At 39.8% G+C, this 13,048-nt stretch carries 14 protein-coding genes and 1 tRNA gene; 8 read left to right on the plus strand and 7 right to left on the minus strand.

Annotated features, from left to right (window positions below; all coding sequences use genetic code 11):
- Window positions 1-118: 118 nt before the first annotated feature.
- The gene (locus ABE954_RS18970) at window positions 119-316 is read left to right on the plus strand and encodes a YbdD/YjiX family protein (RefSeq protein WP_004258665.1); all 198 of its coding nucleotides are present in this window, start codon (window positions 119-121) and stop codon (window positions 314-316) included.
- An 84-nt stretch (window positions 317-400) separates the two neighbouring features.
- Here ABE954_RS18970 and efp read toward each other — a convergent pair whose 3' ends face one another.
- Entirely contained in the window at window positions 401-967 is a 567-nt protein-coding gene (gene efp / locus ABE954_RS18975) for an elongation factor P (RefSeq protein ID WP_042846375.1), read from the minus strand.
- A 43-nt stretch (window positions 968-1,010) separates the two neighbouring features.
- Here efp and epmB point away from each other — a divergent pair, with 43 nt between their 5' ends.
- Window positions 1,011-2,039, plus strand: a complete 1,029-nt coding sequence (gene epmB, locus ABE954_RS18980; RefSeq protein ID WP_042846377.1) for an EF-P beta-lysylation protein EpmB — start codon at window positions 1,011-1,013, stop codon at window positions 2,037-2,039.
- A 47-nt stretch (window positions 2,040-2,086) separates the two neighbouring features.
- Here epmB and ABE954_RS18985 read toward each other — a convergent pair whose 3' ends face one another.
- The 4 genes from ABE954_RS18985 to ABE954_RS19000 form a co-directional block, all read right to left on the minus strand.
- Window positions 2,087-2,431, minus strand: a complete 345-nt coding sequence (locus ABE954_RS18985) for a DUF4156 domain-containing protein (RefSeq protein WP_042846381.1) — start codon at window positions 2,429-2,431, stop codon at window positions 2,087-2,089.
- 442 nt (window positions 2,432-2,873) lie between these two features.
- Window positions 2,874-4,517 (minus strand): chaperonin GroEL, encoded by a 1,644-nt coding sequence (gene groL, locus ABE954_RS18990; RefSeq protein ID WP_166686600.1) that lies wholly within the window; start codon window positions 4,515-4,517, stop codon window positions 2,874-2,876.
- Between the two features lie 51 nt (window positions 4,518-4,568).
- Complete coding sequence (locus ABE954_RS18995; protein ID WP_042846384.1) at window positions 4,569-4,862, minus strand: co-chaperone GroES; 294 nt, start codon at window positions 4,860-4,862, stop codon at window positions 4,569-4,571.
- 163 nt (window positions 4,863-5,025) lie between these two features.
- A complete protein-coding gene (locus ABE954_RS19000; RefSeq protein WP_048606085.1) occupies window positions 5,026-5,541 on the minus strand; it encodes an FxsA family protein in 516 nt (171 codons plus the stop codon).
- A 440-nt stretch (window positions 5,542-5,981) separates the two neighbouring features.
- Between ABE954_RS19000 and aspA the strand changes: the two genes are divergently transcribed.
- The 5 genes from aspA to ABE954_RS19025 all read left to right on the plus strand — a co-directional run bounded on the left by aspA (window position 5,982) and on the right by ABE954_RS19025 (window position 10,888).
- Entirely contained in the window at window positions 5,982-7,406 is a 1,425-nt protein-coding gene (aspA, locus tag ABE954_RS19005) for an aspartate ammonia-lyase (RefSeq protein WP_042846386.1), read from the plus strand.
- 144 nt (window positions 7,407-7,550) lie between these two features.
- Window positions 7,551-8,873 carry an anaerobic C4-dicarboxylate transporter gene (locus tag ABE954_RS19010; protein ID WP_048606083.1) on the plus strand — a complete coding sequence of 441 codons (1,323 nt, stop codon included), beginning with the start codon at window positions 7,551-7,553 and terminating at the stop codon, window positions 8,871-8,873.
- A 673-nt stretch (window positions 8,874-9,546) separates the two neighbouring features.
- Entirely contained in the window at window positions 9,547-9,840 is a 294-nt protein-coding gene (locus ABE954_RS19015; protein WP_042846388.1) for a helix-turn-helix domain-containing protein, read from the plus strand.
- 267 nt (window positions 9,841-10,107) lie between these two features.
- Window positions 10,108-10,686, plus strand: coding sequence for a transcriptional regulator (locus ABE954_RS19020; protein WP_042845447.1), 579 nt, complete (start codon window positions 10,108-10,110; stop codon window positions 10,684-10,686).
- Window positions 10,687-10,812: 126 nt separating this feature from the next.
- Window positions 10,813-10,888, plus strand: a tRNA-Phe gene (locus ABE954_RS19025).
- 214 nt (window positions 10,889-11,102) lie between these two features.
- Here ABE954_RS19025 and ABE954_RS19030 read toward each other — a convergent pair.
- Window positions 11,103-11,555 carry a hypothetical protein gene (locus ABE954_RS19030; RefSeq protein WP_281110731.1) on the minus strand — a complete coding sequence of 151 codons (453 nt, stop codon included), beginning with the start codon at window positions 11,553-11,555 and terminating at the stop codon, window positions 11,103-11,105.
- Window positions 11,556-11,581: 26 nt separating this feature from the next.
- Window positions 11,582-12,460: an extracellular solute-binding protein gene (locus tag ABE954_RS19035; RefSeq protein ID WP_281110730.1), complete on the minus strand. Its 879-nt coding sequence runs from the start codon at window positions 12,458-12,460 to the stop codon at window positions 11,582-11,584.
- A gap of 201 nt (window positions 12,461-12,661) precedes the next feature.
- Here ABE954_RS19035 and ABE954_RS19040 point away from each other — a divergent pair, with 201 nt between their 5' ends.
- The gene (locus ABE954_RS19040) at window positions 12,662-12,979 is read left to right on the plus strand and encodes an MGMT family protein (protein ID WP_042845448.1); all 318 of its coding nucleotides are present in this window, start codon (window positions 12,662-12,664) and stop codon (window positions 12,977-12,979) included.
- Window positions 12,980-13,048: the final 69 nt, after the last annotated feature.

Consider the following 13,048-nt stretch of genomic DNA (forward strand, 5'->3'; position numbering starts at 1 on the left):
ACCGGAGATTGAGAGTTGAGCAGTTTTGTTTTAAATATTTAGTTTTTAAGTATTTATCAAGATTCACTCTCTTTCTCCAAAATAATTGAAGCTACAACACAAAATATGACGAGGATTTATGTTTGGAGAACTGGGAAAAGCAGCCCGCTACCTCGGCCAAGCGGCAAAAATGATGGTTGGCGTCCCTGACTATGACAACTATGTTGCTCACATGCAAAAAACGCATCCTGATCAAACGCCAATGACCTATGAAGAGTTTTTCAAAGAACGTCAAGACGCACGCTATGGTGGTAAAGGTGGGTTTAAGTGCTGTTAGCGACTTAAAATAGACAAAAAAGCCGGGGTCAGTTCACATCGACCACGGCTTTTTATTTTTAGCGATTCCGTATAGGATACGCTATTATTTTACGCGTGAAACGTATTCGCCTGAGCGAGTATCGACACGGATAACTTCACCGATCTGAACAAACAGCGGAACCTTAACAACTGCGCCAGTGCTCAGTGTCGCTGGTTTACCACCTGTACCAGCAGTATCACCTTTCAAGCCTGGGTCAGTATCGGTAATTTCTAACTCAACAAAGTTAGGTGGAGTTACCGCGATAGGACGACCGTCCCACAAAGTTAAAATACACTCTGCTTGGTCAACTAACCATTTGGCGTTATCGCCAACGGTTTTTTCGTCTGCTGCTAATTGTTCGAAAGTTTCGTTGTTCATGAAATGCCAGAACTCACCATCGGTATATAGGTAAGTTAAGTTCATATCCATGACATCAGCACCTTCAACGGAGTCAGTAGACTTAAATGTTTTTTCCAACAGCTTGTTAGAAATCAGTTTACGGATACGCACACGTGCAAATGCTTGACCTTTACCTGGTTTTACGAATTCACTTTCTAAAACGACACAAGGCTCGCCATCTAACATGATTTTAAGACCTGAGCGGAATTCATTGGTACTATAAGTAGCCATGGTGATCCTCTAATTTATAAACTAAAAATGGCATAGCCAAAAAATGGTCGATATTGTAACTCAAAATACCTCATCCAGAGAAGTCTGGATACAACAACTTGCTGAAGCAATCACTAATCCAGATGAATTGCTGCAAATGCTTAACTTAGAAAACCACCTTTTTTCGAAAGAAGGCAATGAAGCGCGTAAATTATTTCCTTTGCGTGTGCCAATGCCGTTTATCTCGCGGATGAAAAAAGGCGATCCACTAGACCCTCTGTTATTGCAAGTATTAACGGCAAAAGCAGAGTTTGATATACATCCAGGTTTTTCTACAGACCCGCTAGAAGAGCAAGATAACGCAATTCCCAGTTTGCTGCATAAATACCACAACCGCGCATTACTGCTGGTAAAAGGTGGTTGCGCAGTCAACTGTCGCTACTGTTTTCGCCGGCATTTTCCTTATGAAGATAACAAAGGAAATAAAAATAACTGGTTGATGGCTGTGGATTATATAAAAAACCACACCGAACTCAATGAAATCATCTTCTCAGGTGGTGACCCACTAATGGCAAAAGACCATGAACTCGACTGGTTAATTAGCCAACTAGAGGCAATCCCACATATAAAACGCCTTAGAATTCATACTCGTTTACCCGTTGTTATTCCAGAACGTATTACCGACACACTATGCAACAGACTTGCGCGTTCGCGGCTTCAAGTGATTATGGTTACACATATTAACCATGCAAATGAAATTGATAAACCATTAACTGCCGCCATGTTTAAACTAAAGTCATCAGGTGTTACCTTACTGAATCAAAGCGTATTATTACGCCAAGTTAATGACAATGTAAGCGCATTAGCTAATTTAAGTAATGCCTTATTTGACGCAGGGATTTTACCTTATTACTTACATGTATTGGATAAAGTCCAAGGAGCAGCACACTTTTTAGTCAGTGATTTAGAAGCTCGACAATTAATACAGCAGTTATTAAGTCAGGTATCCGGATACCTCGTACCAAAATTGGCACGGGAAATTGGCGGAGAGCCAAGCAAAACATTGCTTGACCTAAATTTAAGGCAGATTTAAAAAGCAAAACGCCCAAATTACTGTAATTTGGGCGCTATGAAATCATATTAGGGACATTTATATACTTGGCCAACCATTTTGCTATCTAGCGGAATAAAGCTAGATAATACTGTTTCACTTGGACTTGTTGCGCCAAAAATAACATTACCACCCATTGCAGCAGCTTTATTTCGCAAGTCATTCGCTGCACTGCGCATTGAGCTGGATTCATTATTCACACCGCTCAACCAGTTGCTTTGTGTCCCTGCAACCTGCCCCAGAAGCTGGCAATCACTTCCTGGTTGATTCTCAACAAAACGAACTTGTGAGCCTGCCGCAGTCAAATTAGTTGTTGTAGAACAACCCGCTAAAAGCAGTAATGCAGCAGCACCAATCAAGACTTTAATTCGCATGTTTTCCCTCATTTTTCATTGTGTTTTTTTTGCAACTGGTTTGAAAATCGTTTTAGTCCCAATACCATATTGATAGCAATATATCATGAAATATCTAGGAGGTGATTAACATACTGCGTCAAAATTACCGTGTAAATACCACAGTTCACCAGCCAAATAGAGTCTATCACAAAACAATCAAGACAACCGCCCTGTTGTTTATTTCTTCAAACCATTTTGCCTTACGCTAAATATAACCTTTTGATGGACCTTTACGCAAAAATAAATGGCATTTAACATTAATTTATATCCACCTAATGGCTGCTCCCATTTTGAGTTAATAACTGTAGCGTCATTTAAGAAGCAATAAAAAAACCGGCACCGCTAGTTAAACTAACGGTGCCGGTCTTATATCGGCTAGTAACAACCAACTAAGTTAGCTGTTACCTAAGCTTGATGTCTTTTACATCATGCCGCCCATTCCACCCATGCCGCCCATACCAGCAGCACCTAAGTCAGGTGCATCTGATTTTGGCAGTTCAGTGATCATCGCTTCTGTCGTGATCATTAAACCTGCGATAGATGCTGCAAATTGCAGAGCAGAACGCGTTACTTTAGTTGGGTCTAAGATACCCATATCGATCATATCGCCGTATGCATCAGTCGCTGCGTTATAACCTTCGTTGCCTTGGCCTGATTTAACTTTATTCACGACAACAGAGGCTTCTTCGCCTGCGTTAGTCACGATTTGGCGCATAGGTGATTCCATTGCGCGCAGAGCAACACGGATACCCACGGTTTGATCTTCGTTGTCGCCTTTTAAACCTTCCAGTTTAGCAGCAACACGAACCAGTGCAGTACCACCACCAGCTACAACACCTTCTTCAACAGCTGCGCGAGTTGCATGCAGAGCATCGTCAACGCGAGCACGTTTTTCTTTCATTTCAACTTCAGTTGCTGCACCAACTTTAATAACAGCAACACCGCCTGCTAATTTAGCAACACGCTCTTGTAATTTTTCACGGTCATAATCAGAAGAAGACTCTTCGATTTGCTGACGAATTTGAGCAACACGGGCTGAAATCGTCGCTTCATCACCAACACCATCAATAATGGTTGTAGTATCTTTGTTGATAACAATGCGTTTTGCTTGACCTAAGTCTTCTAACGTTGCTTTTTCTAGCTCCATACCGATCTCTTCAGAGATAACAGTACCGTTAGTCAGAACAGCGATATCCTGTAGCATTGCTTTACGACGATCACCAAAGCCAGGAGCTTTAACAGCCGCAACTTTAACAATACCACGCATCGTGTTGACAACTAGTGTTGCCAGCGCTTCGCCTTCAACATCTTCTGCAATAATTAACAGTGGTTTGCTAGCTTTAGCTACGCCTTCTAATACAGGCAGTAATTCACGGATGTTAGAAACTTTTTTATCAACTAATAAAATAAATGGGTTTTCTAACTCAACAGCACCTGTTTCTGGTTTGTTGATGAAATAAGGGGACAGGTAACCGCGGTCAAACTGCATACCTTCAACCACATCCAATTCATCTTCTAGGCCTGTACCTTCTTCAACAGTGATAACGCCTTCTTTACCGACTTTATCCATTGCTTCTGCGATCAGTTTACCCACGGTTTCGTCGGAGTTTGCAGAAATAGTACCAACCTGTGCGATTGATTTAGAGTCTGAACATGGAACAGAAAGTGTTTTCAGCTCTTCAACTGCAGCAATAACGGCTTTATCGATACCACGTTTAAGATCCATTGGGTTCATACCCGCTGCAACGGCTTTTAAACCTTCAGTGATGATAGCTTGAGCCAAAACTGTTGCTGTAGTTGTACCGTCACCCGCAGCATCGTTAGCTTTAGAGGCAACTTCTTTCACCATCTGTGCACCCATGTTTTCGAATTTATCTTCTAATTCGATTTCACGTGCTACAGAAACACCATCTTTGGTGATAACTGGTGAGCCGAAAGATTTATCTAAAACTACATTACGGCCTTTAGGACCTAAAGTTACTTTTACTGCATCTGCCAGAACATTCACACCACGAAGCATTTTCGTACGTGCATCACTACCAAATTTAACGTCTTTAGCTGCCATTATCTCTTTCCTTCAAATTCTTTTCGTTAGTTGAGAAGTTTTAAGTGAAAATTACGCTTCAACAATTGCCAGAATGTCACTTTCAGACATGATCAGGACTTCTTCATTGTCGATTTTTTCAGCTTTCACACCATAACCGTCGTTAAAAATCACGATATCACCAACTTTCACATCCAGTGCTTTGATTTCACCATTTTCTAGGATGCGACCGTTGCCTACAGCAAGTACTTCACCACGAGTTGATTTAGCTGCAGCAGTACCAGTCAGAACGATCCCGCCAGCAGATTTTGATTCAACTTCTTTACGTTTAACGATAACACGGTCATGCAATGGACGAATTTTCATTAATAGTTCTCCTATAAATAAAGTCCACACTAGGTAAAAGGACGATACCAGTATGTCTCAAATAAACTAGTACCATGTTTGAGCAGATTGGGGCGAAACAGAGGGACTTCAAGGGGGGAGATAAAAAATTTTTCATTTTTATCTCCCTACAAAAAGAATGGATTTACGACTTGGGGCGGTCGTCTTTATCAGATGAGTCCGTTTTATCTGAGTTATCAATTGTAAAAGAAGGGTCATCTTGTTTACGTTGGAATTCCCCCTCAAAAGTGTCTCCATTTTGGTATTTCCCGCCCCCCGTTTGGCCAAAACCATTCCCCGGTTGATAAAAACGGATGTGAGGAATTAAACGCATTACAATGAGTTTTTGAATTGGCGGAAGTAACAACAATAAACCAATGAAGTCAGTAAAAAAGCCTGGAACGATAAGTAAAAAGCCAGCTAAAACCAACGCAACACTTTTGATCATTTCTGCTGCGGGACTTTCACCTGACACTAATTTTTGTTGGATTTGCAGTACATTTTTCATGCCTTGGTTCTTGACGAGTGAAACACCTAGACAAGAAGTTAGAACAACTAAAATCAAAGTCATTAATACGCCAACTTCGGACGCAACTCGCACAAAAATGACAGATTCAATGTAAACGAGAATACCTATCAGAATGAGTGGTAACCAGCGCACAAGTTCTCCTTTATTTCAATAAGCTATCAACTATTTTACGCCCCTTGGAAAACCTTTGTGAACTGTATCTAAGAGACAACTATCAATATTCGCTTTTTTCTTTAGTATAGCCATAATAATTGGGGCAGATATAACGCTTTTCAACTCACAGATTTTTCTCATTAATGATACTTATCTGTGATGAATGTCACACAACGTAAAATCTGTTGCATAAATCAAACTATATAGTGATCTAGGTTCAAGGCAGTACATGATTAAAAGCTTATCATCTACCCATAAATCAGTAGATCATAATGCTGACAACGTAGTAGTTGGTGTTAATCGCTTGTGAAGTTTTATTTCACAATATTAATCACCTGTGAATTTTGCTTTACGATATATTACTTTTTTTGCAAGCGCATAAACGGACAGTAAACTGTAATCTAATTAAGAAGGTTCTCATGTCAAACAATACTCGTATCGAAGAAGACCTGTTAGGTAAAAAAGAAGTTCCAGCTGATGCCTATTATGGTGTTCATACTCTGCGTGCGATTGAAAACTTTTATATCAGCGACCGCACTATTAACGATGTCCCAGAATTTATTCGAGGCATGGTTATGGTCAAAAAAGCGGCAGCTTTAGCCAATAAAGAACTGAAAACTATCCCACGTAATATCGCGGATACTATCATTAAAGCCTGTGATGTTGTATTAAATGAAGGCAAATGTATGGATCAGTTCCCTGTTGACGTATTCCAAGGTGGTGCGGGCACATCACTCAATATGAATACCAACGAAGTTCTGGCAAATATCGGTTTAGAACTGATGGGCCATAAAAAAGGGGAATATGATTATTTAAACCCGAATGATCACCTTAATAAAAGCCAGTCAACTAACGATGCTTACCCTACAGGGTTCCGTATCGCAGTATATAACTCTGTACTGAAATTAATTGATTCTGTTGAATACCTGAAAAAAGGCTTTGAAGCTAAAGCTGAAGAATATAAAGACATTCTGAAAATGGGCCGTACCCAATTGCAGGATGCTGTTCCAATGACCGTCGGTCAAGAGTTCCATGCTTTCGCGACTCTTTTAAAAGAAGAAGAGAAAAATCTAAAACGTAGCATCGAATTACTGCTCGAAGTTAACTTAGGTGCAACTGCTATCGGTACTGGTCTGAATACCGCACCGGGCTATTCAGAAATAGCTGTTAAAAAATTAGCAGAGGTCACAGGCTTAGCTTGTGTACCAGCAGAAGACTTAATCGAAGCAACTTCAGACTGTGGTGCTTATATCACTGTACATGCAGGCCTAAAACGTCTGGCGATGAAACTGTCTAAGATTTGTAACGACTTACGTCTACTGTCTTCTGGGCCTCGTGCAGGTCTTAAAGAAATCAACTTACCTGAGTTACAAGCTGGTTCTTCTATCATGCCAGCAAAAGTTAACCCTGTTATCCCTGAAGTTGTTAACCAAGCTTGTTTCAAAGTCATCGGTAATGATATTTGCGTGACTATGGCTGCAGAAGCAGGTCAATTACAATTAAACGTAATGGAACCTGCAATCGGTCAAGCTATGTTCGAATCGATTTCCCTGATGAACAACGCCTGTCGTAATCTGCAAGAAAAATGCATTAGCGGCATTACAGTGAACAAAGAGATCTGTGAAGCGTTTGTATTTAACTCCATCGGTATCGTCACTTACCTGAACCCATTCATTGGTCACCATAATGGTGATATCGTCGGTAAGATTTGCGCAGAAACAGGTAAGAGCGTACGTGAAGTTGTTCTTGAACGTGGTTTACTAACAGAAGCTGAGCTGGATGATATTTTCTCTGTTGAGAACTTAAAACACCCTGCTTATAAAGCAAAACGTTTTGATGACTAAAAATTTATGTTTATCATAAATAATACTTAAAAATAAAGGCACGCCTCTCACCAGAAAGCGTGCCTTTTTTGATTCATACACACACAAAAAATTAACATAACAGTTTCATAATTTTAATTTTCATTTTGTCGAGGAGTAAACACTATGTTAGCCGTAGAATTTATTATTGTTCTGCTGGCCATCTTTTTGGGGGCCCGTTTAGGTGGGATAGGTATCGGCTTTGCCGGTGGCCTTGGGGTACTGGTACTCGCTGCAATTGGCGTGAAACCGGGTACGATTCCATTTGACGTTATCTCAATCATCATGGCTGTTATCGCCGCTATCTCAGCAATGCAAATTGCAGGGGGTTTAGATTACTTAGTTGCCCAAACAGAAAAATTACTGCGCCGCAACCCAAAATACATCACCATACTTGCCCCAATCGTCACCTATTTTCTGACCCTTTTTGCAGGAACTGGTAATATTTCTTTAGCGACATTACCTGTTATTGCAGAAGTCGCAAAAGAGCAAGGTGTTAAACCCTGTCGTCCACTTTCAACCGCGGTTGTTGCGGCACAGATTGGTATCACTGCATCACCAATTTCAGCCGCAGTGGTTTACATGGCATCAGTCATGGAAAACCCAGCAATGGTTGGCGCAGGAAATACTGTAAGTTATATCACGCTGCTGAGTATTTTATTACCGGCCACCTTCCTCGCTATCATTTTAATGTCATTCATCATTTCTTGGACATTTAATTCCAAGTTGTCTGATGACCCTATTTATCAAAAACGTTTAGCAGAAGGATTAGTCGAATTACGTGGAAGCCAAGTAAAAGAAATCAAAGCGGGTGCTAAATCTTCCGTCTTGTTATTCTTGTTTGGTGTTATCGGCGTTGTTTGTTATGCCATCATCAATAGCCCTAGCCTTGGTATTGTTGAAACACCATTAATGAACACCACTAACGCAATTTTAATTATCATGCTAACAGTGGCAACATTAATTACTGTACTATGCCGTGTAAACACCGATGCAATCTTGAATTCAAGTACCTTTAAAGCGGGTATGAGTGCATGTATTTGTATCTTAGGTGTGGCGTGGTTAGGTGATACTTTCGTACAGCACAACATTGACTGGATCAAAGCAACTGCAGGTGACTTAATCCACGAACATTCATGGATGTTAGCGGTAATTTTCTTCTTCTGCTCTGCACTACTTTATTCACAAGCTGCAACAGCAAAAGCACTGATGCCAATGGCATTAGCCTTGAATGTAAGCCCATTAACCGCTATTGCGTCATTCTCTGCGGTATCTGGTTTATTCATTCTACCAACTTACCCAACTCTGGTTGCTGCGGTACAAATGGATGACACAGGGACAACACGCATTGGCCGTTTCGTCTTTAACCACCCATTCTTCATCCCAGGCACTATTGGTGTTGCATTAGCCGTTTCATTCGGCTTCCTGTTTGGTGGTATGATCCTGTAGTTTTACTAATCATAATTAAATACACTTAAAACCCGTTGCGATTTGCGCGGGTTTTTTATATCTATACACAACAGTATGTTATTCTCTCTTATCAAAATAAAGTTACATACGTGACTATAAAAATAATAGGTCTCTTATAGGTTATCTATTATTTTTATTTAATATGTATAAAAACAATACCAATATACATATTTAAAGTGCATTACCCTCTTATTTTAGTCGTTAAAATAAAAACTAATTATAATAATTTTACTGGCGTTACATTTATATTAATACTCTCAATATAAGTGTAACAAACAATGACTGATTACATAAAATGATAAATAAAAAAGACATTTTTACGCTAATTTAGCTATAAAATTAAACGCTAAAAATAAAGATAAAATAAAAACAAATCAAAAGTTAACTCCAAGCAAATTAAAAATCACAAAACTAAACACCAATAAATCCATATCCCGCACTCATATACCGTGTATTGAATATAGAAATAACCTATTGAATCATTAAAACCAATTCGCCATAAATATTGGTAATAACTAATTAATCCTAGTTAAATAGACCGCGGAATTTATTACGATTACCTTTTATTAACCATCATCGTAATAGACGATAACAAAGAATATTTTTGATAATTAAATAGTGTACTATTTGTATCTATTTATTTGGAGGAGGAATGTTAAACGCTCAACGAAATGAAAATACTAATGTGACTATTTATATTGGAACATATTTAAAGCACCGCAGAAAAGCGGTTGGCTTAACGGGGGCGCAGTTAGCTTCCCGCTTAAATATTAGTCAACAGCAAGTTTCTCGTTATGAAAGAGGCAAAAATTCCATTACTATTCAAGGTCTTTTGGATATTTTACAAGCTCTTGAACTAAGAAAACACGATATAGATGATTTTATGAAAAATATTTTTCAGTTCTATTATATCGATGCTGCACTAGAAGCTAAGTTGATTAACTAATGTTTTAATATAAATTAAAAACAATCAGTCAATATCAGGGGGGTTCTCCCCCTCCTGTTGCCCACTTTTTCAGTTTATTTGCTCTCTTCTAATCGACTAAATCATTCCCCCTCATAAGCCCTAGCCATAACATGTGGGCGACTCACATTCTTAAGGCTGTATTATCTATTTTTCTCAATTGGTTGGGGGTAAAACAAACAGCTATAATTCAGAATTGAACATTGTTATGATGGGAGAAAATCAGACTTTACTGTGATGGAGTTAACAATGCCTATCCAACGTGACACTATTCTAAGTCATGCTTTAAACCAACTTGAAATCCAGGGTTTATCTGCATCCACAGAAAATTTACTGCATGAAATTGAATCTGATTTCTCTACTATACGCCAATTTTGGCCCGACGATGAAGCGCTTGTTTATGATTGCCTACGCTATCATGGTCAGCAAATTGAAGTGTGGCAGCGCCAAACACTCCTAGATGAATCATTAAACCCTCAGCAGAAGCTTATGGCCCGTTACCAGCAGTTATCCGAGAAAGTCCGTGAAGGGCGTTTCCCTGGCTGCTTGTTCATCTCTGCTTGTAATTATTACCCTGAATCAGAGCACCCTATTCACCAACTTAGCCGTCTGCAAAAAGAGAATTCCTTTAAATTTACCAAAGATTTGTTAGATGAGCTTGATATAGAGGACTCTGAGCTGGTTGCCAACCAAATGGAATTAGTACTAGAGGGTTGCTTGAACCGCTTGTTAGTTCAGCGAGATATTCAAGATGTTGAAATTGCTCAGCACTTATCCGAAGACATTTTAGCCATTGCTTTATGTCGTAAAAAAGGCGCCTTAAGTTAAAAAACCAACAACCGTTTATTAAACACACATCTTTTGCTGAAAAAGAAAACACTCAGTCGAAAAATATGTTTTTTTTATAAAAACTCATTGACGTAAACGGCCTAATACGGTTTAATGCGCCCCGTTGCCCGGATAGCTCAGTCGGTAGAGCAGGGGATTGAAAATCCCCGTGTCCTTGGTTCGATTCCGAGTCCGGGCACCACTTTCACTTCTACAGTGGTTCCCTCAAAAAAAGCAATTTCCTTATAAACATTTAAAATTCCCTCACATACTGTTCGTCAAACTCAACGAGACCTTACACCTGAACAAGCCGCAGAAAAACTAAGAATTGTCAGCGATATTCACTATAAAAACTAATTTTTAGCTGACCACTACAAAACGATAAAATAGCTCACATAGTTTGTGGGCTATTTTATTTATAGTGCTTTTAGCCCTTGATTTATCTTCTGAATTGTTTCAGGGATACTCATCAGCCCATCTAATGCATTTATAACCCCACCACCGATGATATTTTCAGCTTTACGAAGGTTAAACGCTGTACCGTCTGGCATAGTGGATTCACGGACCCCTGTTTTGATTTCATTATACGAAAGTGATAGCCAAGGATAACGCTGCCTAATTTCCTGCATGTAAATAAAATTGCGCTGAATGGTATTCCCACCGAGCATCAGAATATGATCCTGAATAACGTCAGAATAAAGCCAACGATAGAAGCATTCCACCAACTCTGATTTTTCGCTACAGCGTGACATACCTAAAACCCCACCACCTATTTGAGGCTTTCCGCCGGGCACTTGGGCATATCCGATACTATTGGACATCGGGCTGTGAGCTACATCATTGAATAAATTCATGTATGCAATATTCATCGCGAGATCGCCTGATTCAAACCGCGCTATTGATTCCCCCACCATTCACTGTTGATCCTGTCAGAAAATGAAAGCTGATGGATGTACTCAGCTAACACTTTTTCTGCAATCGGTGGAGATAGGCTAGGAGTAGAACTAGAATCAATCAAACAGCCTCCCGCGGCATAATACCGCAGTAAGTATTCTGATGAAATTATCCCAGCACTCCCTGTCGTTGAAGATGAACCATAGGGTTTATGTTCATTTCCGGCTTCTCTATGCGCGTAAAAAAATCGGCTTATTCTATCGTAGTCTTCAAAAGTGGTAGGCACTTTTAATTCTTTTCCTGTCGATTCAAAATACATCCGCTTTGTAATAGGGTCTTCAAACAGGTCTTTACGATAAAACAGGAGCTGTACACTTGCATCAAATGGCATTGCATAGGCTATATTGTTGACTAAGCAAAATCGACTCTGCTTTTGCTCAGTGAATTTCGATTGCAAATCAGTGAGTCCACCTCCGATGGCATTTAGAGGAACAAGTGTTCGCTCTGCAAACCAAGGGAAACAAGCCACATCCACACGCAATAAATCGTAATAGGGGTGTTCATCGATAGTGTCTAGGATGTTATATATCTCTCCGTAAGGGCGGACAGACATATTAACGTGAATATCTGTTTGAGCAAAAAAATTGGGAAGCAACTTTTGTAGTGCAGTTGTTGATGGGCTGGGTAATGTTAATAAATTAAGGGTAGCTATTCGTGCAATCTCATGCGCTCTAACTTCACCTGTATAAACTCTGTTACTGGTATTAGGGAACCTTTGCTCTGGCTTCAGGTTTACCTCTTCAGCTCGAAATAAACGAGTCGCCACATCTTGGCCAGGCTGAGCAAAATTCATAGGAAAACAGTAAAGCCCAGTGATCATTGGGGGTGTACTACCTGTTAAGATTAGGTCTCTTTATAGAATCACATTCTCTAGGGCTTCTATCCCGCCCTTAATACTTATCCAACGCTTTACCTAAGTTTGGGTCATATTTGCCATTAAAACCTGTTTAGAACAGAATAATGGCTAGTATCATCTTATAAGTTAGGTTAACAAACACTCATCGTAATTGAGACCATAACCATGAACAATGCACCATCTTTTCGAGACATCATTTATAGCCTCATAGGAAGCATCCCTAAAGGTAGGGTCGTGACTTACGGAACGCTGGCGAAAATGGCGGGTTACCCAGCCCATGTACGCCAAGTTTGCCAAGCAATTCGAACCATTCCGGCGGGCAGTACTTTACCTTGCCACCGTATCATTAATGGTCAGGGGAAATTATCCGTTAAGGGCGAGTGCTATCTGCGCCATAAACAAGCACTGATAGATGAAGGTATTATTTTTGGTTTGAACGATAAGATAAAATTGAAAGACTATTTATGGGAAGGGCTTGATTAATTCCTAAATAAAAACCTACACGCTGAAATTCACATCCTCCTCACCATAAACTGACTGAACTGGCTAAGC

Source organism: Providencia sp. TYF-12 (assembly GCF_041344805.1).
In the GTDB taxonomy this organism is placed as follows: Bacteria; Pseudomonadota; Gammaproteobacteria; order Enterobacterales; family Enterobacteriaceae; genus Providencia; species Providencia huashanensis.

Excerpts from the sequence above, each read along its gene's own strand:
- ABE954_RS18970 (WP_004258665.1), top strand. The coding sequence starts at position 119 with ATGTTTGGAGAACTGGGAAAAGCAGCCCGCTACCTCGGCCAAGCGGCA.
- efp (WP_042846375.1), bottom strand. The coding sequence starts at position 967 with ATGGCTACTTATAGTACCAATGAATTCCGCTCAGGTCTTAAAATCATG.
- epmB (WP_042846377.1), top strand. The coding sequence starts at position 1,011 with ATGGTCGATATTGTAACTCAAAATACCTCATCCAGAGAAGTCTGGATA.
- ABE954_RS18985 (WP_042846381.1), bottom strand. The coding sequence starts at position 2,431 with ATGCGAATTAAAGTCTTGATTGGTGCTGCTGCATTACTGCTTTTAGCG.
- groL (WP_166686600.1), bottom strand. The coding sequence starts at position 4,517 with ATGGCAGCTAAAGACGTTAAATTTGGTAGTGATGCACGTACGAAAATG.
- ABE954_RS18995 (WP_042846384.1), bottom strand. The coding sequence starts at position 4,862 with ATGAAAATTCGTCCATTGCATGACCGTGTTATCGTTAAACGTAAAGAA.
- aspA (WP_042846386.1), top strand. The coding sequence starts at position 5,982 with ATGTCAAACAATACTCGTATCGAAGAAGACCTGTTAGGTAAAAAAGAA.
- ABE954_RS19010 (WP_048606083.1), top strand. The coding sequence starts at position 7,551 with ATGTTAGCCGTAGAATTTATTATTGTTCTGCTGGCCATCTTTTTGGGG.
- ABE954_RS19015 (WP_042846388.1), top strand. The coding sequence starts at position 9,547 with ATGTTAAACGCTCAACGAAATGAAAATACTAATGTGACTATTTATATT.
- ABE954_RS19020 (WP_042845447.1), top strand. The coding sequence starts at position 10,108 with ATGCCTATCCAACGTGACACTATTCTAAGTCATGCTTTAAACCAACTT.
- ABE954_RS19030 (WP_281110731.1), bottom strand. The coding sequence starts at position 11,555 with ATGAATATTGCATACATGAATTTATTCAATGATGTAGCTCACAGCCCG.
- ABE954_RS19035 (WP_281110730.1), bottom strand. The coding sequence starts at position 12,460 with ATGATCACTGGGCTTTACTGTTTTCCTATGAATTTTGCTCAGCCTGGC.
- ABE954_RS19040 (WP_042845448.1), top strand. The coding sequence starts at position 12,662 with ATGAACAATGCACCATCTTTTCGAGACATCATTTATAGCCTCATAGGA.